A 24,655-nucleotide genomic window follows, 5' to 3' on the forward strand; every position below is an offset into this window, starting at 1 on the left:
GGGTCGACCCGCGGCCGAGGCGCACGTAGGGTCTGCCGCGTGCGTCGCGTCGTCCTCCTCCTGCCGCTGCTCGCGGCCGCCCTGCTCGGCGGTTGCGGGTCCGGTGCCGTCGAGGCGGGACCGACGCGCTCGGCAGTGGCCACCGGCCCGGTGCTCCCGGACCGCGCCCCGACCCCGTCCCCGCGGCCGACGCCCACGGCGGGTGACCTCGTGAGCCCGGTGGCCGAGCCGCCGCCCGCCGCGGGTGGCGCCCCGGCGCCCGGGACCGGCACCGGCGGGCTGACGAGCATCGCCGGCAGCACGCGGAACCAGATCGTCTGGGCCCCCCTCTCGAACCCGTCGGCGGTGCGCTCGGAGGGGTCGGTGTCCCGGTTCAAGGCGTGGTCCACCTCGAAGGTGCTCGTCGTCGCGGCGTACCTCGACACGGTCGTCGGCGGCGACCCCGCGAGGATCCCGAGCGGCGACCGCAGCCTCATCGCCGCCGCCCTGACCCGCAGCGACGGTGACGCGGTCGTCGCGATCCGCGACCGGATCCCCGGCAGCCCCGGTGCGGCCATCACCGCGGTGCTCCGCTCGATCGGCGACACCACGACGAGCGCGCCGGACCGGTCGCAGGGCGCGATGTCCTGGAGTCCGCGCGAGCAGGTGCGGTTCATGGCCGCGCTGGCCGCCGGGAAGGTCGTCAGCCCCGCCGCCAGCGCGTGGCTGCTCGGGCAGATGCACCCGATCCCGCAGCACCGGTGGGGGCTGGGGACGATCGGCGCGAGCTCGTTCAAGGGCGGCTGGCTGACACCGGACTCCGAGACCCGGCAGATGGGGATCGTCGGCGGCTACGCGGTCGCCATCATCACCGTGGGGGAGGGCCCGGCCGTCGTGCAGACCGACGGCGACTCGGCCCACGTGCAGCAGATGAACCGGCTCGCCGCGCTCCTCGCCACCCGGCTCGGCTGACCGGGACGAGCCGCCTCGGGTGCTCCGGGATCGGCGGGCGTACGGGGTCGGCGGGCGGACGAGGTCAGCCGGCGGTGAGGGCGTCGCGCCACGAGGTGGCGAGCATCCCGCCCTCGGCCGAGCGGTCGACCGACTCCGCCGCGACGAGTGCGTGGACGATCGCCCTGGTGACGCACCCGGCGGCCGCGTCGTGCAGCTCGAGGAGGTCGAACGGTCCGGGGGACGGGCCGGCGCCGGTGGCCAGGGAGAAGACCACGTCGCCGTCGAAGGCGGTGTGCACCGGGCTGAGCGCCCGCGCCATGCCGTCGTGGGCCACGGTCGCGAGCCGCCGGCAGCCGGCCTTGGTGAGGCTCGCGTCGGTGGCGACGACGGCGAGGGTCGTGGCCCGGCCGGCGCGCAGGGCCTCGGCCTCGGCGAGCCGAGCGGCCCGCCAGTGGTCCGCGGCACCGGGGGCGGGGTGGGGCAGTTCGTCGAACTCACCGGGCAGGCCCCAGGCGGCGCCGAGCAGCGAGCCGTCGGCGGCCACCGGTGACCCGACGGCGTTGACGACGACGAGGGCCCCGACGACCGTCCCCGAGCCGAGGACCGCCGACGCGGTGCCGACCCCGCCGCGCAGCCCGCCGGCGCTGGCCCCGGTCCCGGCGCCGACCGCGCCGACGACGACCGGGCCGCCGGCCGCCACCGCGTACGCCGACGCGCCGTCGGCGGGGCCGGGATGGTGGCGCCACGTCCCAGCGCGTCCGAGGTCGAACAGGATCGCGGCGGGCACGATCGGGACCCGTTCGTCGGCGCCCGGTCCGACCGGCCAGCCCGCTCCGGCGGCCCACGCGGCGTCCGCGACCCCGTCGGCGGTCCCCAGCCCGAAGGCACTGCCGCCCGAGAGGACGACGGCGTCGACCGCGTCGACGGCGTTCGCCGGGTCGAGCAGGTCGGTCTCGCGGGTGCCCGGCCCGCCGCCGCGCACGTCCACGCCGCCGACCGTTCCCGGTGGCGGCACGACGACGGTGACCCCGGTCAGCCAGCCCGGCTCGTCACGGGTGGTCTGGCCGACGAGCACGCCGTCGACGTCGGTGATCGCGTTGTGGGTCCCGGGTCGCACGCCCCCCAGCATGGCCGATGCCGGCCCCGCGGGGGCCACGCTGGTGCGTGGGCCGCGGGACCGGCATCGGGTGCGGTCGAGGTGGGGTGCCTCAGTGCAGCATCGCCGGCGGGGCCACCTCGTCGAGGTCGGCGCCGTCGTCGAGGAGGTGCGACTCCTCGTGCTTGCGCGGCAGGAAGGCCGCCGAGACGAGCGTCAGGGTGACGAAGCCGGCCGCGAACCAGAAGGTGTGCGCGTAGGCCCCGGCCGCGAGGTCGGCGACCTTCGCCCCGAGGGCCGCGACGGCGGCCTGCGGGTCGGACCCGGCCTGCGACAGGAACTGGCCGACGAGCGGCAGCTGCGCGACGAGACCCTGGGCCGCCTCCGGGCCCTTGGTCTGGACCGCCTCGAAGTACTGCCCGGCCTGCCCGACGAGCGGACGGTCCTTGAACGCGTTGGTGAGGATGACCGAGAAGGTCGCGACACCGACCGAGCTGGCGATCTGCTGGGTGATGTTGAGCAGCGTCGTGCCGCGGGCGACCTCGTGGTGGGTCAGCGTCTTGAGCGCCGAGGTCATGATCGGCATCATCGTGCCGCCCATGCCGAGACCCATGACGAAGAGGATCGGGATGAGGTAGCCCCAGTGCGAGGAGTCGGCCTCGATCTGGGTCAGCGCGAACATCCCGCCGGTGATGAGGAGCAGCCCGAACGGCACGATCCGGCCGACCGGGAAGCGGTCGACGAGGGCGCCGGCGACCGGCATCGTCAGCATCGCGCCGAGACCCTGGGGGGCCATCAGCCAGCCGGCCGACAGCGGGGTCTCGCCCTGCACCTGCTGGAGGAACTGCGGGATGAGCAGCAGGCCGCCGAAGAACGACGCGGCGAAGATGAACATCGTGATGATGGCGACCGTGAGGTTGCGGTTGCGGAACAGCCGGAAGTCGAGCAGCGGGTGCGCCGGCCGGAAGCTGTACGCGACGAACGCGACGATGAGCGCGAGGCCGACGAGGCCGGGCAGGAGCACCTTGGTGTGCCCGATGCCGCCCTCGCCCGGGATGGACGACACGCCGTAGAGGAAGAGCGCGAGGCCGGGGCTCATCATGAGCACGCCCCGCCAGTCCAGGGTCTCGGACGGGTGCGGGCGGTCGGCGGCGAGCGCGAACCAGGCGTAGCCGAGGGCGACGATGCCGATCGGCAGGTTGATGAGGAAGATCCAGTGCCAGCTGTAGTGGTCGATGAGCCAGCCGCCGAGGATCGGGCCGAAGATCGGGCCGAGCAGCATCGGGATGCCGAGGACGGCCATGAGCCGGCCCATCCGCTTCGGGCCCGCCGCGCGGGTCATGATCGTCATGCCGAGCGGCATGAGCATGCCGCCGCCGAGGCCCTGGAGGACCCGGAAGCCGACGAGCATCTCGATGCTCGTGGACGTGGCGCAGAGGACCGAGCCGGCGGTGAAGAGGCCGACGGCGAGCATGTACAGGCGCTTGGTGCCGAACCGGTCGGCGGCCCACCCGGTGAGCGGGATGACCGTGGCCAGCGCGAGCGTGTAGCCGGTGACGGTCCACGCGACGGTCGAGTAGTCGAGCGGGACGCCGTCCTTGGCGAAGTCGACCTGGAGGGTGCGCAGGGCGACGTTGACGACGGTGATGTCGAGGATGGACATGATCGCCCCGAGGACGACGACGCCGGCGATCTTGAGGACGGCGGCGTCGATCTTCTCGGGGTACTCCGGGGGTGCCGCGGGGGCGGGTGCTGCTGCTGACACGTGGGCTCCATGTCGGGTGGTCTGGGCGGGGGTCCGCGCCGGTGGGTCCGGCACGTCGCGGGCCCGGGCGAGCGGGGTGGCGACGGTGCCGGGAGAAGTCTGCCGGAGGGGTCCGACAGCCCGGAAACGTTTTTCGGTTCCCGCCTCTTCCAGGGCGCGCGGAGGTCGGCCGAACGGACGACCCGGGCGTCGGTAGGCTGCGCGGGTGACCGAGATCGAGATCGGCCGTGGAAAGCGCGGTCGCCGCGCCTACTCCTTCGACGACATCGCCATCGTGCCCTCGCGGCGCACGCGCGACCCGCAGGAGGTGTCGACCGGCTGGCAGATCGACGCCTACCACTTCGACTTGCCGGTCATCGCGGCCCCGATGGACTCCGTGATGTCGCCGGAGTCCGCCATCGCCTTCGGGCAGCACGGGGGGCTGCCGGTCCTCGACCTCGAGGGCCTGTGGACCCGCTACGACGACCCCGCCCCGCTGCTCGCCGAGATCGCCACGCTCGACCCCGCGCTCGCGACGCAACGGATGCAGGAGATCTACCGCGCCGAGATCCAGCCCGAGCTCGTCACCGAGCGTCTGCGCGAGATCCGGGCGGCCGGCGTCACGGTCGCCGGCGCCCTGACCCCGCAGCGCACCCAGCAGCTGTGGAAGACCGTCGTCGACGCCGGCGTCGACCTCTTCGTCATCCGCGGCACGACGGTCTCGGCCGAGCACGTCTCCGGCCGGGCCGAGCCCCTCAACCTCAAGCGGTTCATCTACGAGCTCGACGTGCCGGTCATCGTCGGCGGTGCGGCGTCGTACTCCGCTGCGCTGCACCTGATGCGCACCGGCGCCGCCGGGGTCCTCGTCGGGTTCGGCGGCGGGGCCGCGCACACGACGCGGGTGACCCTCGGCATCCACGCCCCGATGGCCTCCGCGATCGCCGACGTCGCCGCCGCCCGGCGCGACTACCTCGACGAGTCCGGTGGCCGCTACGTCCACGTCATCGCCGACGGCGGCGTCGGCACGAGCGGCGACGTCGTCAAGGCGATCGCCTGTGGCGCCGACGCCGTGATGCTCGGCGCGGCCCTCGCCCGGGCCACCGACGCCCCGGGCCGCGGCTACCACTGGGGCCAGGAGGCGCACCACCCCGAGCTGCCGCGCGGGCACCGGGTCGAGGTCGGCGCGGTCGCGCCGCTCGAGGAGGTGCTGTTCGGGCCGAGCAAGGTGGCCGACGGCACGACGAACCTCGTCGGGGCGCTGCGCCGCGCGATGGCCACCTCGGGCTACCTCGACCTCAAGGAGTTCCAGCGCGTCGAGGTCGTCGTCGCGCCGTACCAGCGCAGCTGACGCCCGTCCGTCGGATCCACCCGCCCCCGGCCGTCGCTGCCGCCGGCGTCCCCACCCCGAGCGCGCGCGTATCGGGTGACCCGATATCGCCACGCTTCCCCCGGGAACGGTTCTCGGGTGAGGCGCAGTGTCATCGGGTCACCCGATACCCGTGGGAGCGCGTGACGCGGCGGCCGGCGGTGGTTACCCTCGGGTAATGCCCGACGTCATCGCCGACCCGGAGACCGACCCCCGCGCCACGTACGCCGTCGACCCGGCGCGGGTGCGCGCCCTGACCGCCCGGGTCGTCGCCTCGGGCGAGCCGCTGACGACGCACACCCCGATGACCGGCGCGCCGCTCGCGACCCTCCCGACCGCCACGGCCGCCGACGTCGCGGTCGCTGTCGACCGGGCCCGGGCCGCCCAGCGCCGGTGGGCGGCGGTACCGGTCGCGGAGCGCACCCGCCGCCTCCTCGCCCTCCACGACCTCGTCCTCACCCGTCAGTCCGAGCTGCTCGACCTCGTCCAGCTCGAGTCCGGGAAGGCCCGCAGCCACGCGTTCGAGGAGGTCGCCGACGTCGCGATCGTCGCCCGGTACTACGCGCGCCGGGGACCCGCTCACCTCGCCGACGAGCCGCACCTCGGGGTCTTCCCGGTCCTCACGCGTTCCACCGAGCACCACCGGCCCAAGGGCGTCGTCGGCATCGTCTCGCCGTGGAACTACCCCCTGAGCCTCGCGGTGACCGACGCCCTGCCGGCGCTCGTCGCGGGCAACGCGGTCGTCCTGCGCCCGGACCCGCGGGGCTCGCTGCCCGCCCTCGCCGCCGTCGACCTGCCCGTCGAGGCGGGCTTCCCCGCCGACCTCGTGCAGGTCGTCCTCGGCGGTGCGGACACCGGGGCCGCGGTCGTCGAGCGCACCGACTACGTGTGCTTCACCGGCTCGACCGCGACCGGACGCGCGGTGGCCGCCGCCGCCGGCCGCCGGCTCGTCGGCGCCAGCCTCGAGCTCGGCGGGAAGAACAGCGTCTACGTCGCCGACGACGCCGACCTGCGACGGGCCGTCCCGGGGGTGCTGCGGGCCTGCTTCGCCTCCGCCGGACAGCTCTGCGTCAGCGCCGAGCGCCTCCTCCTCCACGAGCGGGTCGCCCACGAGTTCCTCGGCCGCTTCCTCGAGGCGGTCTCGGCGGTCCGGCTCTCGACCGGCCTGCACTGGGACGCCGACATGGGCAGCCTCGTCGGCCCCGCCCAGCTCGAGCGGGTGCTCGCGCACGTCGACGACGCCGTCGCGAAGGGCGCCACGGTCCTCGCCGGCGGCCGCGCCCGCCCCGACGTCGGGCCGTACGTCGTGGAGCCCACGGTCCTCGCCGGCGTGACCTCGGCGATGGCCTGCCGCGACGAGGAGACCTTCGGACCCGTCGTCGCCGTGCACCGGGTGGCCGACGACGACGCCGCCGTCGCGCTGGCCAACGACACCGAGTACGGCCTCAACGCGTCGGTCTGGACCCGCGACACCCGCCGCGGACGCGCGCTCGCCGCCCGCATCGAGGCCGGGACGGTCAACGTCAACGAGGGCTACGCGGCGGCGTGGGGGAGCATCGGCTCGCCGATGGGTGGGATGAAGGCCTCCGGGCTCGGGCGCCGGCACGGCCGCGAGGGCATCCTCAAGTACACCGAGGCCCAGAACGTGTCCGTGCAGGGCCTGGTCAACATCGCCGACCTCCCCGGGCTGCGTGGCGCCTCGTACGCGCGGGCCCTCACCGGCGCGCTGCGGGCCATGCGCGCGGCGAGGCTCCCGTGACCCCGGCGGAGCGGCCCGACGTCGACCTCGTCGTCATCGGGTCGGGGTTCGGCGGGTCGGTCGCCGCGCTGCGGGCCGCGGAGAAGGGGTACCGCGTCCTCGTCCTCGAGGCCGGCCGGCGGTTCGCCGACGAGGACTTCGCCCGGACGTCCTGGGACCTGCGCCGCTTCCTCTGGGCCCCCCGCCTCGGGTGCTACGGGGTCCAGCGCATCCACCGGCTCCCGGACGTCGTCGTGCTCGCCGGGGCCGGCGTCGGCGGCGGCTCCCTCAACTACGCCAACACCCTCTACCGCCCGCCGCGCGCCTTCTACGACGACCCGCAGTGGCGCGACCTCGCCGACTGGGAGAGCGAGCTCGCCCCGCACTACGACACGGCGAGCCGGATGCTCGGGGTGGTGACCAACCGCTGCGACGGACCGGTCGAACGGGCGATGCGCGGTGCGGCCGAGGACCTCGGGGTCGCGGACACCTTCCGGCACACCCCGGTCGGCGTGTTCTTCGGGAGGCCGGGGGAGACGGTCGACGACCCGTACTTCGGCGGCGCCGGCCCGCGCCGCACGGGGTGCACCGAGTGCGGCAACTGCATGGTCGGCTGCCGGGTCGGGGCCAAGAACACGCTGGTCAAGAACTACCTCGCGCTCGCCGAGGGTCTCGGAGTCGACATCCGACCGATGCGCACCGTCGTGCGCCTCGGCGAGGTGCCGGGCATCGACCGGCAGGACGCCGGTGCCGAGCCCACCTACCGCGTGCTGCACGAACGCACCGGCCCGGTCGGTGGACGCGACCGCCAGGTCGTGACGGCCCGGCACGTCGTCGTGGCCGCCGGCGCGTGGGGCACGCAGACGCTCCTGCACGCCATGCGTGACGAGGGCGAGCTGCCCTCTCTCTCAGCCCGCCTCGGTCACCTCACCCGGACCAACTCGGAGTCCCTCGTCGGGGCGATGACCGAGCACGCGCCGCGCGACGTCGACCTCACCCGCGGCGTCGCCATCACCACCTCCTTCCACGTCGACGCCGACACGCACGTCGAGAACTGCCGCTACGGCGTCGGGTCGAACGCGATGGGTCTGCTCGCGACGCTCGCCGTGCCCGGGGGCACCGGACGCCCGCGGTGGGCGGAGTTCCTCCGGATGGTCGCCCGCGACCCCCGGCCGTTGCTGCGGATGCTCCCGACGACCCGGCGCTGGAGCGAGCGCATCGTCGTCGGGCTCGTCATGCAGAGCCGCGACAACTCGCTGCGGGTCTCCGGGCGGCGGCGGTTCGGCCGCCCGGGCCTCACCTCGACCCAGGGCCACGGCGAGCCGAACCCCACGTTCATCCCGCAGGCCCAGGCTGCGATGGCCGCGCTCGCCGACCGGATCGCCTCCGCGACAGGGGAGTACACGGTCGCCGGTGGTTCGTGGCCCGAGGTGCTCGACGTGCCGATGACCGCCCACTTCCTCGGCGGGGCCCCGATCGGCGGCTCGCCGGAGACCGGCGTACTCGACCGCTACCAGCGGGTGTGGGGCCACCCCGGCATCTCGGTGCTCGACGGCTCGGCGGTCTCGGCCAACCTCGGCGTCAACCCCTCGCTCACCATCACGGCCCAGGCGGAGCGGGCGATGGCTCACTGGCCCGTGGCCGGTGAGCCCGACCCCCGGCCGACCCAGGTGGACCTGCTGTCCGGCGACCCGGCGACGGGCCTGCCCGAGCGCGCGCAGCGGCCGGTCTCCGCACGGGCCTGACGGCGGGGCGGGCGGCCGGCGAAGTTCGGTCTGTTCAAGCAGTGGGCTGCGGGTCTAGATTTCGCTCGGGCCACGTGCCGGGGGCGCGGCCGGACCGAAGGAGAGCGCATGTTCCGTACCCGTCGCACCCTGTTCGCCCTGCTCGGCAGCGTCACCCTCGTGGGTGCCCTCGCCGGGACCGCCTCCGCGAGTCCGGCTGACCCGGGGCGCTTCACCGCCACGGCGCTGACCCCGACCTCGACCACGAGCGGGGACAAGTCCCCGAGCGGGTCCCTGGCCCAGAGCGACCCGGCGCTCCTCAAGCGCACGGACTCCACGGTCGTCCCCGTGATGGTCAAGCTCGACTACGACGCCGCGGCCTCGTACCGCGGCGGTGTCCCCGGCCTCGCGGCGACCAGCCCGGAGGTCACCGGCCGGCCGCTGCGCTCGAGCGACCCGAACGTCTCGAAGTACCTGGCCCACGCGGCGCGTGAGTCCTCCGCGGCGGCCGCGCAGATCCGCGCCAGGCTGCCGAAGGCGAAGGTCACCGGCACCTACACGACGGTCTACGGCGGACTCTCGGTCTCGCTGCCCGCGAACCAGGCCAAGACGCTGCTCTCGCTCCCCGGCGTCGCCGCCGTCCAGTCGGACACCCTCAACCACCCGACGGCCGCCGGCTCGTACGTCTCCGCGACCGGCGCCACCATCCCCGGCGACACCGCGAAGTTCGTCGGGGCCACCAAGGTGTGGCCCAGCCTCGGTGGCCAGAAGCTCGCCGGAAAGGGCGTCGTGCTCGGCGTCCTCGACACCGGCATCTGGCCGGAGCACCCGATGCTGGCCGACGGCGGGTACCTGCCGAAGCCCGGCCCGGCCGGCAAGACGTGGGGCTGCCAGTTCGGCGACGGGTCGGATCCCGCTCTCGGAGCGCCCTTCTCGTGCAACAACAAGCTGATCGGCGCCTACGCGTTCACCGACACGAACCTCGCCGTCAACGGCACCGTGCCCGGTGAGTTCTGCGACACCGCGCTCACCTCCGCCGCGCACCCGTACGGCACCTGCTCGGCCCGCGACGCCGACGGGCACGGCACGCACACGTCGACGACGGCGGCCGGCAACCCGGTCCCGAGCACCCCGCTGCTCGGTGTCGACCGCGGCCCGATCAGCGGCATCGCCCCCGGAGCCTCGGTCATCATGTACCGCGTCTGCCTCACCAACGGCTGCTACAGCTCGGACTCGGTGCGGGCGGTCAACCAGGCGATCGCCGACGGCGTCAACGCGATGAACTTCTCGATCGGCGGCGGCGCCAACGCGTACTCCGACCCGGTCGAGCTCGCCTTCCTCGACGCCTACGCGGCCGGGGTCAGCGTCTCGGCCTCGGCCGGGAACGACGGACCGGGCGCGGCGACCGCGGACCACGGCGGCCCCTGGGTCACGACAGTCGGTGCCTCCACCGCCGACCGCGCGTTCCAGTCGACGCTCACCCTGACCTCCTCCGACGGCACCACCTTCAGCAAGGCCGGCGCGACGATCACCGGTGGGGTCACGGACGTGCCGGTCGTGCTCGCGGCCGACGTGCCCGGCTACACCGGCGGCGCGCTCTGCCTCCAGCCGTTCGCGGCGGGGTCGGTCGCCGGGAAGGTCGTCATCTGCGAGCGCGGGACGAACGGCCGGGTCGAGAAGGGCTACAACGCCTCGCTCGGCGGTGCCGCCGGGATGGTCCTCTACAACCCGACGACCTCCGACACCGAGACCGACAACCACTTCCTGCCGGCCATCCACCTCGAGGGGCCGAACACCGAGATGCTCGCCTTCCTCGCCGCGCACCCGGGCGTCACGGCGACGTGGGCCCGCGGAGAGGTCGTCGCGGCCCAGGGCGACGTCATGGCCGGGTTCAGCTCGCGCGGACCGGTCGGCACCGACTTCCTCAAGCCCGACATCACCGCCCCCGGCGTGCAGGTTCTCGCCGGTGCCTCGCCGCAGCACATCGACATCGCCTCCGGGCCGAACGGTGAGCTGTACCAGGCCATCGCGGGCACCTCGATGGCCAGCCCGCACAGCGCCGGCATCTCGATGCTCGTCAAGGCGGCCCACCCGAGCTGGACGCCGGGGCAGATCAAGTCGGCCCTGATGACCTCGTCCGTCCAGGACGTCGTCAACGCCGACGGCTCGGCGGCCGGTCCGTTCGACCGCGGCGCCGGCTCGGTCCGGGCCGACCGCGCGGTGGCCACGCCGGTGACGCTCGACGTCAGCGCGGCGGACTACTACGCCGGTGCGGGCGACCCGCTCGACCGGGTCGACCTCAACGTGCCGAGCATCGACGCCGACCCGCTGCCTGGTGCCCTGACGACGACCCGGACGGTGAAGAACGTCTCCGGGCGCACGCAGGAGTTCCGGGCCAGCGCGACGGCCGACGCCGGACTCGCGGTCACCGTGTCGCCGAGGGAGTTCTCGCTGCGGCCGAACGCGACCCGGAAGATCACCGTCACCCTCGACGGCACCGACCTCGCCGACGGGGCCCGCGCCTTCGCCCAGGTGACGCTCCAGGCCAAGGGGAAGGGCGGCGGCACGTCCGTCCTGCCGGTGGCCGTCCACCGCACCCCGGCCAAGATCGCCCTCAGCCAGTCGTGCTCGGGCAACCCGGTCGTCCCGCGCGAGGTCTCGACCTGCACGGTCAGCGTGCAGAACCTCGCCAACGTCGCGACCGGGGCACGGGTCGACGTCAGCATCCCGAAGCACCTCGACCTCGGCGTCGTGACCGCTCCGGCCCACCGCACGCGCAACGGCGTGACGTGGTCAGGCACCCTGACGCCGGCCCTGCCGCCGACGGTCACCTCGGTGGACCCGGGACAGGGTCCGGCGGGTGGGTACCTGCCGCTTGGTGCCATCGGCATCCCCCCGACGCCCGGATTCGATGACGAGACGATGTCCAACTTCTCGGTGCCGGCGTTCTCCTTCGGGGGCGAGACGTACACCTCCGTCGGCGTCGACTCCAACGGGTACGTCGTCGTCGGTGGCGGCACCTCGGCCGACAACGAGTGCTGCACCATCTCGTCCTTCCCGAACCCGAGCCGGCCGAACAACGTCATCGCGCCGTTCTGGACCGACCTCAACCCGGGCGCCGGTGGAACGGTCACCGTCGCTGTGGTGACCGACGGCACGACGGACTGGCTCGTCGCCGACTGGAACAAGGTCGTCGCGTACGGCTCCACGGTTGAGAACTCGTTCGAGGTGTGGATCCAGCTCGGGGCCACCGAGGGCCAGTGGATGTCCTACGGCGACCTCGGCGGCGCCAACGGCCAGCCGCTCGTCACGGGTGTCGAGAACCGCGACGGGACCAGCGGGATCAACGCCACCGCGGCCGCGAACTCCGAGCTCGCGGTGACGATGGGCCGACCGACGCCGGGTGGCGAGGTGACCTTCCGGTACCAGGTCTCCGGCAAGAAGGTCGGGAGCTACCCGCTCGTCGCGACGGCGAACGCCGACGTGGTCAAGGGCAGCACGACGGTCAAGACCGTCCTGACGATCGCGAGATAGCGACCCTCGACCACCGGGGCCGGCTCCACGGTGGAGCCGGCCCCGGTCGGCGCGTGCCCCGGGGGGGGTGCGTGCTCCGAGGGACGCGTGCCCGGTGTCGGTGCCCGGTGGGAGGCTGCGCGGATGGACGGCTCGGCGGCGGGTGAGTGGCGCTTCACCGCACCGCTGTGGCGCTGGCGCGGGGGCTCGTGGCACTTCGTCACCGTCCCGCAGGATGTCAGCGACGAGGTCGACGCCACGGTCGGCGACGCCACCGGCGGCTTCGGGTCGGTCCGCGTGGAGGTGACGGTCGGCGCGTCCACCTGGCGCACCAGCCTGTTCCCGTCCACCGAGGAGGCTGCCTACGTGCTGCCGATCAAGAGGGCCGTGCGGGTGGCCGAGGGGCTCGCCGAGGGCGGTGCGGCCGACCTGAGCATCCGGCTGGTCACCGGGTGAGGGCGGCCCGCACGAGGTCGGGGTCCGGGTTGGTGTGGGGGACGCCGTCGAGCACGACCGTCGGGACGGTCTCGTTGCCGTCGTTGACGCCCCGGACGAACGCGGCCGCATCGGGGTCGCGCCAGATGTCGACCCACGCGGCCTCCCGGCCGGCCGGCCCCAGGGAGCGCCGGAGCCGCTCGCAGAAGGCGCAGCCGGGTCGCCAGTACACGACGACCGGGGCCGCGGCCGCGACGACGTGCGCGTGCGTGGCCGGGGCCGGGCTGCCGCGCCACGGGGACATCCACCACGCGACGGTCCCGAGCCCCAGGACGGTGAGCACCGCGGCCCACCAGCTCCCCGTGGCCGCGTCGAACACCCCGATCGCCAGCCCCGCCGCGCCGACGACCATCCAGCCGCGTCGTTCCATCCCGCACCTCCTCACACCCCACCCTACGGACCCCGCCCCAGGCGACGCGCTCACGTAGCGTTGGCCCGGTGGAGAGGCTCACCGGTCCGGTCGTCGAGGTCATCGACTCCGTCGGCGAGGTGGGCGTCGGCGGCCTCATCGCCCTCGAGACGGTCCTGCCGCCCGTCCCGTCCGAGGTGATCCTCCCGTTCGCCGGGTTCGCCGCCGCGGAGGGCCGGCTGCACCTCGGTCTCGCCTGGGCCTGCGCGACGGCCGGGTCGCTCCTCGGCGCCGCGGTCCTCTACCAGGTCGGCCGGGCGCTCAGCTACGAGCGGCTGCACGAGCTCGCCGGACGCCGGTGGTTCCTCCTCTTCGGGCAGAAGGACCTCGAGCGCGGCTTCCGGTTCTTCGACCGGCACGGCTCGGTCGTCGTCCTCCTCGGCCGGTTCGTCCCGTTCGTCCGCTCCGTGGTGTCCGTGCCGGCGGGGATGGACCTGATGCCCCTGCCGCGCTTCCTCCTGCTCACGGCGGTCGGCAGCGGCATCTGGAACGCCGCGTTCATCGCGCTCGGGTACCGGCTGCGCGAGGACTACGAGGTCGTCGAGCAGTACGTCGGCCCGGTGAGCCGCGGCGTCGTCGTGCTGCTCGTGCTCGCCCTCGCGTGGCTCGTCGTGCGGCGGGTCAGGCAGGGCCGGGAGGACGCCGTCCCGGAGCGGCCCGGGCTCGACTGAGTGTCGCCGGTCCGCGGCGCACGGTCAGCCCTCGTCGCGCCAGGACCGCCAGAGGGCCGCGTAGTCGCCGTCGGCGGCGATCAGCTCGTCGTGCGAGCCGAGCTCGCGGATCCGCCCGCCGTCGACGACGGCCACCCGGTCGGCGTCGTGCGCCGTGTGCAGGCGGTGCGCGATCGCGACGACGGTGCGGCCGGTCAGCACGGCCGCGAGCGAGCGCTCGAGGTGCCGCGCGGCCCGGGGGTCGAGCAGCGAGGTCGCCTCGTCGAGGACGAGGGTGTGCGGGTCGGCGAGCACGAGCCGGGCGAGGGCCACCTGCTGGGCCTGCGCCTCGGTCAGCTCGTGGCCGCCCGACCCGACGCGGGTGGCGAGCCCCTCGGGCAGCCGCTCGGCCCACTCCAGGGCGTCGACGGCGTCCAGCGCGGTGCGCAGGTCCTCGTCGCTCGCCGTGGGCCGGGGGAGCCGGAGGTTCTCGGCAAGGGTCCCGACGAAGACGTGGTGTTCCTGGGTCACCAGCGCGACCTGGCCACGCAGGGTGTCGAGCTCGAGGTCGACCAGCGGCACGCCGCCGACCGCGATCCGACCGGTGCGGGGCCCGTCGACACCGGCCATCAGCCGGCCCAGCGTGGACTTGCCGGCGCCGGACGGCCCGACGACGGCCAGCCGCTCGCCGGGGCGCAGGTCGAGGGAGACGCCGTGCAGCACGTCCTGCCCCTCCCGGTAGGCGTACCGGACGTGGTCGACGGCGATCCGGTCGTCGGCGGGCTCGGCGCCGGTCGCGACGCGGTCGGCGGGCACCTCGGCGACCCCGAGGATCCGCGACATCGAGGTCGCCGCGAACTGGATCTCGTCGAGCATCCCGACGAGCTCGCCGAGCGGGTCGAGGAGCCGCTGGACGTAGAGGACGACGGCGGTGGCCGTGGCGACCGGGACGACGCCGTCCCAGGCCAGCCAGCCGCCCCAGAGCAGCGCGCCGGCGATCGGCGCGAAGAAGCCGAGCTCGAGCCACGGGAACCAGCGCAGCCGGAGGCCGACGGTGTACCGCTCGGCGTCGTGGCTCTCGCCCAGGGCCTCGGTGAACCGGTCGCCGCGCTCGGCCTGGAGCCCGAGGGCGTCGACGGTGGCGGCGCCCTCGACGGTCTCGGCGGCGACGCCGTTGAGCCGGGCGTACGTCGCGTGCTCCCAGAGGTAGCCGGGGCCGGCGAGGCGCAGGTAGCGGCGGGTGGGCAGGAACCAGACGAGCGGGGTGAGGAGGAGGGGCAGCGCGGCGAGCGGCGACGCGAGGACGGTCGCGACGCCGGTGACGAGGACGGTCGTGCACGAGACGACGACGCTCGGGATGCCGAAGCGGATGACGTAGCTGATCGCGTCGATGTCGTTCGTCGTCCGGGCGAGCAGGTCGCCCGTGCCGGCGCGCTCGACGGTGGAGAGCGGCAGCCGGACGGCGGACGCGACGAAGTCCTCGCGCAGCCGGGCGAAGACCTGCTCGGAGAGGACGAACGAGCTGCGTCGGGCGATCCACGTCGCCCCGGTCTCGGCGAGGAGCGCGGCGGCGAGCAGCCCGACGAGGACGTCGATGCTCGTGATCGCGGCCCGCCCGGTCGTCACGGTGCCGACGACCTGACCGATGACCCACGGCCCGGCGAGCCCGACGACGGCGGCGACGAGGTGCCAGACGAGCACCCACACGAGGGCCCGCCGGTGGTCGCGCAGGAGGACGCCGACGTGCTCGCGGACCACCCGCCCGGGAGCGATCGGGAGCGTGCGGCGGGCGTGGTCGGTGCGGTCGCGCAGCGGTGACATCAGTCCTCCTCCCCGCGGACGACGACGGACCGGTAGGCCGGGTGGCTCCGGGAGAGCTCGCGGTGCGAGCCGGTGGCGACGACCCGCCCGTCCTCGACGAGGTGGACGACGTCGGCGTGGTCGAGCAGCAGCGGGCTCGCGGTGACGACGACCGTCGTCCGTCCCTTGCGGTGGGCGGCGAGCCGGCCGGCGATGCGGGCCTCGGTGTGCGCGTCGACGGCACTCGTCGGCTCGACGAGGACGAGGACCTCGGGGTCGCGCAGCAGGGCGCGGGCCAGGGCGAGCCGCTGGCGCTGGCCACCGGAGAGCGAGCGGCCGCGCTCCTCGAGCTCGCCGTCGAGACCGCCGTCCACCGCGGCGAGGGCGTCCGCGGCGTCGGCGACCTCGACCGTCGCGAGGCGCGTGTCGTCGTCGGGGCCCCCGAGCTCGCGGCGCAGCGGTCCGCTGAACAGCCGCGGGTCGGCCTGCGACACGAGGATGTGCGAGCGAACGTCGGCGATCGGTAGGTCATCGAGATCCGTTGTGCCCCAGGTCACCCCGTGGTTCCCGCCGACGGTTCGACCCAGACGTGCGGCGACGGCGGCAGTCTCCTCCGGGCGCGCGCTGACCAGCGCGGTGAGGACCCCGGGCTCGACGGTGACGCCCGAGGCCAGGTCGGTGAGGACACCGTCGAGCGCAAGCGGTCCCCGCGACGGCAGGTCGGGGTGGTCGGGCTCTGTCGCGAGGATGCGCGCGATCCGCCGGGCGGCGACGCGGGTCGTGATCAGCTTGTCGGCCATCTCGACGGCCGTCTGCAGCGGGATGGTGAGGAAGGCCGTGTACCCGTAGAAGGCGACGAGCTGGCCCGGCGTGATCTCGCCGGCCACCGCGAGGTGCGCGCCGACGCCGGTGACGACGAGGACGAAGAGCCCGGGCAGCAGCACCTGCGCCGAGTCGAGGGTCGCCTGGGTGCCGGCGACCCGGACCCCGGCCCGGCGCACCTGCTGCGACTGCGTGCGGTAGCGCTCGAGGAAGGACTCCTCGCCACCGATGCCGCGCAGGACACGAAGGCCCGCCACGGTGTCGGCGCCGAGCGCGGTGAGCCTGCCGGCCTCCTCGCGCTGGGCGCTCTGCCGCCGTTGGAGGGGCTTCATGACGAAGGCGAGGGACGCGACGAGCAGCGGTCCGCCGAGCAGCATGATGAGCCCGAGCAGGAGCGAGCCGCGCAGCAGGATGACGGCGACGACGACGAACGAGACGACGGCGCCCATGAACCGGGCGAAGACGTCGAAGCTGTGGCCCATCCGGCCGAAGTCGCTCGTGAAGCTGGCCAGCACCTCGCCGGCCGGCATCGAGCGAGTCAGCGCCGGCCCGGTGCGGCGCACCGCGCGGTCGGCGACCACGCCGGAGCGGAAGGCCGCGGTGAGCCAGTTGCGCACGGCGAACCAGTGCCGCCCGTTGCCGGCGGCTGCCGCGAGCAGCCCGAGCCCGAGCACGGCGCCCGACCACAGGAGGAGCGCCCGGCCGTCGCGGGCCACGATGCCGTCGTCGACCGCGTGCCCGATGGCCGCCGGCACGAGCGCGACGGAGAGCATCCACGGGATGCCGAAGCACGCGCCCGCCACGAGCCCACGCCACTGGCGGCGTGCGAGCCAGACGAGGAGGCGGTCGGCATCGGCGGGCGCGGCGTCGTCGGGTCGCACGCCGTAGTCCCAGGGTGGTCGGCGGCTCGGCATGGTGACGTCCACGGTATGACCCGGGCCCGGCGCCGGGCGAACCGTTTTCGGATCCGCCCTCCCCGGCGTCGAGTGCGGAGGTGGCTGCCGTGGTGACCACGTCCGCACTCGACCTCGAGGGTGGAACCGGCGGGGGGCCACCGCAGTCGGAACATCGTGCGTCCCCTCGAGTTCCGCTCCCTCCTGCACGTCGGCGCAGCCCGGCGTGCGCTGCGCCGCGTCCGGCAGGTGCTGCGGCGCGCCGGTTCGACGGTCGAGGTCGTGCGGCACGTCGTCGGGGGCGTCGCCGGCTGCGCTCTGGTCGTCCTCGGTCTCCTCCAGGCGCCACCTGCGTGGCGGGCCGCCCACGCCGACGGTGTCCCCGGGACGTTGCGGATCACCGCGGTCGACTGCACCGGCAAGGGACCGTGCTCACGCAGCGGTGACTTCCTCGGTGAGGACGGGGACGTCGTGCTCCTCGACGTGGGCCTGGTCGGCGCCGGCGGGGACGTCGGGGACACCGTGGCCGCGTTCTACGAGGGCGACCCCACCCAGGTGTACGGCTCGGGGTGGGGCGGCACGCTCGAGGCCGGCCTGATGACCGGTGGCGGCGCTGCCGTCGTCGGCCTCGCCAGCCTGCCGGTCGTCGAGGCGGTCTGGCTGCGTCGACGCCCGCCGACCGGTCGCCACGCCCGCCCCGCCTGACCGGCTCAGGCCGCGGTGCACTCGGGGACGTCGGGCAGGGGTGGGTCGAACCAGGGGAGCGCATCGTCGTCCTCGCCCCCGGGGTCGGCGGTGAGGAGGGCCGCCGGGACGGCCGGCGCCCGGCCCGGCGGGGCGGGGCCGACGATGCGGTCGTAGGAACCGGTGGTGAGGTCCCAGACGACGTGCCGGCCGCGGTCGTCCGGGTGCTGCCGGACCTCGGCAAACAGCCGGCGGCGGTGGACCGTGGTGTGGTGTCGTGGGCAGAGCAGGGCGGCGTTGGAGGCGTCGGTCGCGCCGCCCTCGGCCCAGTGGCGGACGTGGTGCGCCTCGCACCAGCTCGCCGGCGCGGTGCATCCGGGGAAGGTGCAGCCCCGGTCGCGCAGCCAGAGGTGGCGGCGCTGCCCGCGGGTGAACAGCCGGGCGGCACGGCCGAGCACGAGGGGCTCGCCCCGCAGGCCCAGGAGCTGGGGGACGAGGGTGGCGTCGCAGCCGAGGCGGCGGACGGCGAGGGCGGTGAGGGGCGTGCCGTCGGCGACCGTGCCGATCGCCTCCCCGGCACCGCGCGTGGCCACGAGGTCGGCCAGCGGGATCGTGACGTGGAGGACGGCGCTCGAGCCGGCGACCGCCTCCGGCCCGTCGGCGGGGCCGGCGGAGGCGCGGCGGCAGACCTCGGTCAGGGCCTCGCCGAACCGCTGCCCGGCCGGCCGGAGGTCGGCCTCGCGGGTCTCCGGGTTCGGTGCCGGGGGGGACAGCGGGCCGATGGCCGCCTCGAGGGTGGCGGCCTGCTCGGGCGTCATCCACAGCTGGTACTCCGTGAGGTCGCCGGACTCCACGTGCGGCATCGACAGCCGGGCGGCCGAGCCGAGGCGCTCGTGGAGGTCGTCGAACACGCCCGCCCGACCGTGCTCGGCGAGCAGCCGGGGCCGCAGCCGGCGCATCATCGACGGGCCCCAGTCGGCCGCGAGGTCGACCAGGGCGCTCGTGACGGTGGGGACGGCGGCGTCCTGCAGCAGCGGAGCCAGCCGGGTGGCCTCGCGCAGGACCGCGCACCCGGTGGCGGCCTCGATCCGGCCGGTGCGCACCGCCTCCCAGACCAGCCCGAGCGGTGACCGCTCGTCCGGGACCGGCGCGGCCGGCCCGGACCCCGCCGCGGCGAGGTCGACGGCGAGCCGGGCGACCGACGCGGCACCGCCCTGCCGCAGCGAGGGCGCGCGCTGGCGCAGCCAGCCGTGCACCTCGGACCCCGCGACCTCACCCCGGCCGGACGCCTCGGCCGCCACCTGCGTGCGGGCCGCCGAGGCCAGTGATGCCACGTCGTCGAGAAGGCCGACGAGCTCGGCGAGCTGGGGCCCCGGAGGCGCGCACCAGGTGCTCGCCGAGGCCCTCGAGCGCCGCCCGTGCGTCCTCGATCGTGGAGCGTCGCTCCGCGAGTTCGAGGGTCCCCCTGGCCATGCCCCAGTGTACCGAACACACGTTCGACAGTCAAGCGATCGGGGGTCGATTCCTGCCGAGTTCGCTTTCAGCAGAACGACTTCCGGAATCCTCGCTACCGTGTCAGGTCTGGATGCGGCTGCCCCGGCGACCGCTTCCGTCCACGACCTGACGAGGGCGTCAGGGCAGCGGACCTCGGGCCGGAGCGGCCGCCGCGGCCCTCGACTCCGCCGCTCGCTCGGCGGCCTCGGACGCGTCGAACGGCAGCTCCTCGTACGCGTCGCCGAGTCGGACCACGCCGCCCTCCAGCACCCGGAAGACGGTGCCGGCCCGGTCGTGCATCGCGGCGGCCGCGCCCGGCCCGACCTCGTCGTCGAGGATGCGGCACGGCGCCGCCACCCGGACCACCTCAAGCAGCACCGCACCGAGCTTGGCCTGCGCGCCGGGCACCGAGACGACCCGCCCCCCGGACACCGTGACGTTGCGCCGCGTCCCCGACGGTGGCACCGGCGACCCGAGCCGCTCGGCCGCCTCGGCGAGCTGGTCGGCCGACTGCACCGTCACGTGCCGGTGCCGCGAGCCGTGGTACCGGTCCCCGACGATCCCGGCGCCCGCCTCCACCACGACCTCGTCGACCGACCGCACCGGCAGCCGACGACCCGGCGCCACGTGCAGCCCGACGACGACGCGACCGGTGGGTTCGGGGACGACGGACTGAGGCACTCGTCCATCATCAGCCACCGCGCACCACCCCCGACCGCCCCGGACCCACCCCCGACCGCCACCGCCCGGGCCCCGAGGGGAGGCAACACGCAGGCCGACCGGTGCCCTGCCCGGCGTGTTGCCTCCCCTCGGGGGTCCCGGTCCCCACGCCCGGCCCCCAGACCGCTCCCGTACGCTCGACGCCGTGCTGCGGACGGCCCTGACCCCGAGGCTGCTCGGGCTGCTCGGGCTGGCCCTCGTCATCGGCGTCGTCTTCGTCCAGCTCGGCCGCTGGCAGCTGGGCGTCGCGGAGGGGAAGGCGCGCGAGGACGCGGTGGCGGCCGCGCGCGCCGCCGCCCCCGAGCCGCTGACCGACCTCATCCGCCCGCACGAGAGGTTCCCCGGGGAGATCTCGGCGCACCCGGTGACGGTCACCGGTCACTACGCCGAGGGGCAGCTGCTCGTCCCGGACCGCCGGCTCGGCGATCGCACCGGCTCGTGGGTGCTCACCCCGTTCGTCGTCGACGCCACCGGGGCGACCCTGCCGGTGCTCCGCGGGTTCGTCACCGACCCCACGCGGGCCGGGGACCCGCCCACGGGCACCCTCACCCTCGAGGGCGGGATCGCCCCGTCGGAGTCGCCCGGCACCACTCCCGTCGGCCCCGGCGAGATCGCCTCGGTCGACACCTCGGTGCTCGTCAACACCTGGTCGGGCGACCTCTACAACGCCTTCCTCTTCCTCGCGACCGAGTCGCCGGGAACCGGCCCGCAGCTGACCAAGGTGCCGACCCCCGTCGGTGACACCGGCCTCAACTGGCGCAACGCCGCCTACGCCGTCCAGTGGTGGGTCTTCGCCGCCTTCGGCCTGTGGCTGTGGTGGCGGATGGTCCGCGAGGCGCACGAGCGGGCCGCTGCGCCGGCGCTCGCCGGCACCGGTGACAATGGAGCGCGTGAGCACCCCTGAGGCCGGCCCGGCCGGCACCGTGATCGCCCCCGAGGACGTCGACGCCGTCCGCCCCCGCCTCGCCTTCTTCAAGGTGATGGCCTTCGTCGTCGGCGTCGGCCTGCTCCTGCTCGTCGTCGAGGTCGTCCTCACCTACGTCTTCGGGATGAACGGCAAGGACGGCAACCCGACCAACCCCCTCGCGTGGTGGCCCCAGCCGCACGGGTTCATCTACATGCTCTACCTCGTCGCCACGGCCGTGCTCGGGTTCAAGGTCGGCTGGTCCCTGACGAGGATGGTCCTCGTGATGCTCGCCGGCTGCGTGCCCTTCCTCTCCTTCTGGGTCGAGCGCCGCGTGGCCCGGGAGGTCGAGGCCGGGCTCGCCGCCGCCCGCGGCTAGCCTTGCGCTCGTGAGCGACGCCCCCGAGCTGCCCGCCGACCCCTCGCCCGTCGACCCCTCGCACGCCGTCGTCGAGGGGGGCGACCCCATCCACCTCGCCGACCGCCCGGTGCTCGTCGTCGACTTCGGTGCCCAGTACGCCCAGCTCATCGCCCGGCGCGTGCGCGAGGCGAACTGCTTCAGCGAGGTCGTGCCCCACTCGATGACGGCCGCCGAGATGATGGCCAAGGAGCCGTCCGCGATCATCCTCAGCGGTGGCCCGAGCTCGGTCTACGAGGAGGGCGCCCCGCGCCTCGACCCGGCGGTGCTGCAGGCGGGGGTCCCCGTCTTCGGCATGTGCTACGGCTTCCAGGCGATGGCGCTCGCCCTCGGTGGGACGGTCGCCCGCACCGGGCTGTCCGAGTTCGGCGCCACCCCGGCCATCATCACCGACACCGGCTCCACCCTCTTCAACGGCCAGCCCGCCGAGCAGTCGGTGTGGATGAGCCACGGCGACTCCGTCGAGGCGGCGCCGGAGGGCATGCGCGTCACCGCGACGACCGCCGGCGCCCCCGTGGCCGGGTTCGAGGACGACGAGCGCCGGCTCTACGGCGTGCAGTGGCACCCCGAGGTGATGCACTCCACCTTCGGCCAGCGCGTCCTGGAGAACTTCCTCAGCAAGGGCGCCGGCCTCACCGGCGAGTGGACCGCCGCCAACGTCGTCGACCAGCTCGTCACCGCGGTGCGCGAGCAGATCGGCGACAAGCGGGCGATCTGCGGGCTCTCCGGTGGGGTCGACTCGTCGGTGGCTGCCGCGCTCGTCCAGCGCGCCGTGGGCGACCAGCTGACCTGCGTCTTCGTCGACCACGGACTGCTGCGGGCCGGCGAGGCCGAGCAGGTGCAGCAGGACTTCGTCGCCGCGACGGGGGTCGACCTCGTCACCGTCGACGCCTCCGAGCGTTTCCTCACGGCGCTCGCCGGGGTGAGCGACCCCGAGGAGAAGCGCAAGATCATCGGGCGCGAGTTCATCCGGGTCTTCGAGCAGGCCGCCCGCGACGTCGTGGGCTCGCACGAGGGCGCGGACGACCACCCGGTCGAGTTCCTCGTCCAGGGGACCCTCTACCCGGACGTCGTCGAGTCCGGCGGCGGCAGCGGCACCGCGAACATCAAGAGCCACCACAACGTCGGCGGGCTGCCCGACGACCTCCAGTTCACCCTCGTCGAGCCGCTGCGGCTGCTCTTCAAGGACGAGGTGCGCCAGGTCGGCCTCGAGCTCGGCGTGCCCGAGGGCATCGTGTGGCGCCAGCCGTTCCCCGGCCCGGGCCTCGGCATCCGCATCGTCGGCGAGGTGACCCACGAGCGCCTCGAGGTCCTGCGCGCCGCCGACCGGGTCGCCCGCGAGGAGCTGTCCGAGGCGGGGCTCGACCGCGAGATCTGGCAGTGCCCGGTGGTCCTGCTCGCCGACGTCCGTTCGGTCGGGGTCCAGGGCGACGGCCGCACCTACGGCCACCCGGTCGTCCTGCGGCCGGTGTCCTCCGAGGACGCGATGACCGCCGACTGGACCCGGATCCCCTACGAGGTGCTCGCGAAGATCTCGACCCGCATCACGAACGAGGTGCGCGAGGTCAACCGGGTCGTCCTCGACGTCACGAGCAAGCCGCCGGGCACCATCGAGTGGGAGTGACGCCCGGGCGCGAGCGCGGGCGGGTCACCAGGCGAACACCGCCAGGGCCCAGATGAGCAGGGGCACCCCGACGAGGAGGCCGAACACCGCGACGTTGAACCACGCACCGGGCCGGCGCTGCGGCGTCGTGCCGATGGCGCCCCGCGCGAACTGGTGCCACGGCGGCGCGTAGTGCACCGGCACGACCTCGCCCGGCGCCACGTCGACGTCGATCTCGGCCTGCCCGTAGCGGCGCAGCCACTGCGAGTACGCCTCGACCCGCACCCGGCCGGCCCAGACCGGCACGTCCTGGGTGCCCCACCGGACCCGGACGAGGTGGCCGCCGACGTGCACGGTGGGCGTCAGGCCGGCCATCGGGCCGCTGCCGTGCAGGGTCAACCGGACCGTGCCGGTGGGGTGCGAGCCGGCGGGTCCCCCCGTGACCTGTGACATGCGCCCGACCCTAGCCGTCAGGGGGGTGTGCCGTGGCAGGCTGGCCCCCGAGTACCCGCCGGTAGCCCCACCCCAGGACGGACCCCATGGAGAGCTCGACGTCGAGCGTCACGGCCAGCGACGGCACCGCCGTCTTCATCCACCGCTGGCTGCCGGACGGCCCGCCGAAGGCGGTCGTGGTCGTCGCGCACGGGATGGCCGAGCACTCGGCCCGGTACGCGCGGCTGGCCGAGGCGCTGACCGCCGCGGGTTACGCCGTCCACGCCCCCGACCACCGCGGGCACGGCCGCACCGCCTCCCGCGAGGACCACGGCTACCTCGCCGACGCCGGCGGCTGGGACACCGTCGTCGCGGACCTGCGCGCCGTGGTCGCCGGTGCGCACGCCGAGCACCCGGGCCTGCCGGTCTTCCTCCTGGGCCACTCGATGGGCTCCTTCCTCAGCCGCTCGTTCGTCATCGAGGACTCCTCCGCGCTGGCCGGCGTCGTCCTCTCGGGGACCGCCGGGGACCCGGGGCTGCTCGGGAAGGTCGGGGCCGGCCTCGCTGCCGCGGAGGCCCGGCTGCGCGGCCGCCGGCACACGAGCACGCTGATGGACAAGCTGACCTTCGGCCAGTACAACGCGGCCTTCAAGCCCAACCGGACCGACTTCGACTGGCTCTCGCGTGACGACGCCGAGGTCGACGCGTACGTCGCGGACCCGCTGTGCGGCAACACCTTCACCTCCGGGTTCTTCGTCGACCTGCTCGGCGGGCTGGCCCGCATCAACGACCCGAAGCAGGTCGCCCGAGTGCGCAAGGACCTCCCGGTGCTGCTGGTCAGCGGCGACAAGGACCCCGTCGGCGACGGCGGCAAGGGCCCGCGGGCGGTCGCGCAGCAGCTGCGCGACGCCGGGGTCCGCGACGTCACGTGCACCCTCTACCCGGACGCCCGGCACGAGCTGTTCAACGAGACCAACCGCGACGAGGTCACCGCCGACGTCGTCCGGTGGCTCGACGCCCACCTCGCCACCTGACCCGGTCCGCGTGACCCCGTCCGCGTGACCCGACGGTCGGACCCACCGGTCGAGCGACGAGAACATGCCGTCCGGACGGACTGCCCCGCGGCATGTCCTCGTCGTTCGACGAGAGGCGGCGGGACCGGGGCCACCGGCAGCCCACGGGGCGGATTCGGGTCCGCCGGCCGGCGCTGGCTAGGG

General features: G+C 74.7%; 20 protein-coding genes. 12 read left to right on the forward strand and 8 right to left on the reverse strand.

Annotated features, from left to right (window positions below; all coding sequences use genetic code 11):
• Positions 1–39 precede the first annotated feature (39 nt).
• Entirely contained in the window at positions 40–951 is a 912-nt protein-coding gene (locus tag PKA89_RS00670; protein WP_324415568.1) for a serine hydrolase, read from the forward strand.
• Positions 952–1,015: 64 nt separating this feature from the next.
• Here PKA89_RS00670 and PKA89_RS00675 read toward each other — a convergent pair whose 3' ends face one another.
• Together PKA89_RS00675 and PKA89_RS00680 are read right to left on the reverse strand one after the other, a co-directional pair.
• The gene (locus PKA89_RS00675) at positions 1,016–2,050 is read right to left on the reverse strand and encodes a P1 family peptidase (RefSeq protein ID WP_324415569.1); all 1,035 of its coding nucleotides are present in this window, start codon (positions 2,048–2,050) and stop codon (positions 1,016–1,018) included.
• Between the two features lie 91 nt (positions 2,051–2,141).
• Complete coding sequence (locus PKA89_RS00680) at positions 2,142–3,794, reverse strand: DHA2 family efflux MFS transporter permease subunit (protein ID WP_324415571.1); 1,653 nt, start codon at positions 3,792–3,794, stop codon at positions 2,142–2,144.
• Between the two features lie 205 nt (positions 3,795–3,999).
• Here PKA89_RS00680 and PKA89_RS00685 point away from each other — a divergent pair, with 205 nt between their 5' ends.
• The 5 genes from PKA89_RS00685 (at position 4,000) to PKA89_RS00705 (ending at position 12,570) form a co-directional block, all read left to right on the forward strand.
• Positions 4,000–5,121, forward strand: coding sequence for a GuaB3 family IMP dehydrogenase-related protein (locus tag PKA89_RS00685; protein WP_324415573.1), 1,122 nt, complete (start codon positions 4,000–4,002; stop codon positions 5,119–5,121).
• Between the two features lie 196 nt (positions 5,122–5,317).
• Positions 5,318–6,898, forward strand: coding sequence for a succinic semialdehyde dehydrogenase (locus PKA89_RS00690; RefSeq protein WP_324415574.1), 1,581 nt, complete (start codon positions 5,318–5,320; stop codon positions 6,896–6,898).
• Positions 6,895–8,622 carry a GMC family oxidoreductase gene (locus PKA89_RS00695; protein WP_324415575.1) on the forward strand — a complete coding sequence of 576 codons (1,728 nt, stop codon included), beginning with the start codon at positions 6,895–6,897 and terminating at the stop codon, positions 8,620–8,622. The genes PKA89_RS00690 and PKA89_RS00695 overlap by 4 nt, the downstream gene beginning before the upstream one ends.
• 108 nt (positions 8,623–8,730) lie before the next feature.
• Positions 8,731–12,135, forward strand: a complete 3,405-nt coding sequence (locus PKA89_RS00700) for a S8 family serine peptidase (protein ID WP_324415577.1) — start codon at positions 8,731–8,733, stop codon at positions 12,133–12,135.
• A gap of 123 nt (positions 12,136–12,258) precedes the next feature.
• Positions 12,259–12,570 (forward strand): DUF1905 domain-containing protein, encoded by a 312-nt coding sequence (locus PKA89_RS00705; protein WP_324415579.1) that lies wholly within the window; start codon positions 12,259–12,261, stop codon positions 12,568–12,570.
• Here the strand turns inward: PKA89_RS00705 and PKA89_RS00710 are convergent.
• Positions 12,560–12,979 carry a glutaredoxin domain-containing protein gene (locus tag PKA89_RS00710; RefSeq protein WP_324415581.1) on the reverse strand — a complete coding sequence of 140 codons (420 nt, stop codon included), beginning with the start codon at positions 12,977–12,979 and terminating at the stop codon, positions 12,560–12,562. The two genes, PKA89_RS00705 and PKA89_RS00710, sit on opposite strands and share 11 nt — an antisense overlap.
• A 68-nt stretch (positions 12,980–13,047) precedes the next feature.
• Here PKA89_RS00710 and PKA89_RS00715 point away from each other — a divergent pair, with 68 nt between their 5' ends.
• A complete protein-coding gene (locus PKA89_RS00715; protein ID WP_324415582.1) occupies positions 13,048–13,689 on the forward strand; it encodes a DedA family protein in 642 nt (213 codons plus the stop codon).
• Between the two features lie 24 nt (positions 13,690–13,713).
• On the opposite strand, the gene PKA89_RS00720 is transcribed toward PKA89_RS00715, so the two are convergent.
• Positions 13,714–15,489: an ABC transporter ATP-binding protein gene (locus tag PKA89_RS00720; RefSeq protein ID WP_324415584.1), complete on the reverse strand. Its 1,776-nt coding sequence runs from the start codon at positions 15,487–15,489 to the stop codon at positions 13,714–13,716.
• Positions 15,489–17,204, reverse strand: coding sequence for an ABC transporter ATP-binding protein (locus PKA89_RS00725; protein ID WP_324415586.1), 1,716 nt, complete (start codon positions 17,202–17,204; stop codon positions 15,489–15,491). The genes PKA89_RS00720 and PKA89_RS00725 overlap by 1 nt, the downstream gene beginning before the upstream one ends.
• A 156-nt stretch (positions 17,205–17,360) precedes the next feature.
• Between PKA89_RS00725 and PKA89_RS00730 the strand changes: the two genes are divergently transcribed.
• Positions 17,361–17,888: a hypothetical protein gene (locus tag PKA89_RS00730; RefSeq protein WP_324415588.1), complete on the forward strand. Its 528-nt coding sequence runs from the start codon at positions 17,361–17,363 to the stop codon at positions 17,886–17,888.
• A 5-nt stretch (positions 17,889–17,893) separates the two neighbouring features.
• Here PKA89_RS00730 and PKA89_RS00735 read toward each other — a convergent pair whose 3' ends face one another.
• Both PKA89_RS00735 and PKA89_RS00740 read right to left on the reverse strand, forming a co-directional pair.
• A complete protein-coding gene (locus tag PKA89_RS00735) occupies positions 17,894–19,201 on the reverse strand; it encodes a DUF222 domain-containing protein (RefSeq protein ID WP_324415590.1) in 1,308 nt (435 codons plus the stop codon).
• A 298-nt stretch (positions 19,202–19,499) separates the two neighbouring features.
• A complete protein-coding gene (locus tag PKA89_RS00740; RefSeq protein ID WP_324415592.1) occupies positions 19,500–20,042 on the reverse strand; it encodes an MOSC domain-containing protein in 543 nt (180 codons plus the stop codon).
• A 184-nt stretch (positions 20,043–20,226) separates the two neighbouring features.
• Here PKA89_RS00740 and PKA89_RS00745 point away from each other — a divergent pair, with 184 nt between their 5' ends.
• From PKA89_RS00745 to guaA, 3 genes are all read left to right on the forward strand, one after another.
• Entirely contained in the window at positions 20,227–20,985 is a 759-nt protein-coding gene (locus PKA89_RS00745) for an SURF1 family protein (RefSeq protein ID WP_324415594.1), read from the forward strand.
• A 19-nt stretch (positions 20,986–21,004) separates the two neighbouring features.
• Positions 21,005–21,364, forward strand: a complete 360-nt coding sequence (locus PKA89_RS00750) for a DUF3817 domain-containing protein (RefSeq protein WP_324415935.1) — start codon at positions 21,005–21,007, stop codon at positions 21,362–21,364.
• A gap of 88 nt (positions 21,365–21,452) precedes the next feature.
• Positions 21,453–23,027, forward strand: coding sequence for a glutamine-hydrolyzing GMP synthase (guaA, locus tag PKA89_RS00755; RefSeq protein WP_324415937.1), 1,575 nt, complete (start codon positions 21,453–21,455; stop codon positions 23,025–23,027).
• Between the two features lie 24 nt (positions 23,028–23,051).
• Here the strand turns inward: guaA and PKA89_RS00760 are convergent, their stop codons facing one another.
• Entirely contained in the window at positions 23,052–23,459 is a 408-nt protein-coding gene (locus PKA89_RS00760; protein ID WP_324415596.1) for a hypothetical protein, read from the reverse strand.
• An 86-nt stretch (positions 23,460–23,545) separates the two neighbouring features.
• On the opposite strand from PKA89_RS00760, the gene PKA89_RS00765 reads away from it, so the two are divergent.
• Positions 23,546–24,472: an alpha/beta hydrolase gene (locus PKA89_RS00765; protein ID WP_324415598.1), complete on the forward strand. Its 927-nt coding sequence runs from the start codon at positions 23,546–23,548 to the stop codon at positions 24,470–24,472.
• Positions 24,473–24,655 lie beyond the last annotated feature (183 nt).

The organism is Phycicoccus sp., assembly GCF_035325325.1.
Taxonomy (GTDB): Bacteria; Actinomycetota; Actinomycetes; order Actinomycetales; family Dermatophilaceae; genus Phycicoccus.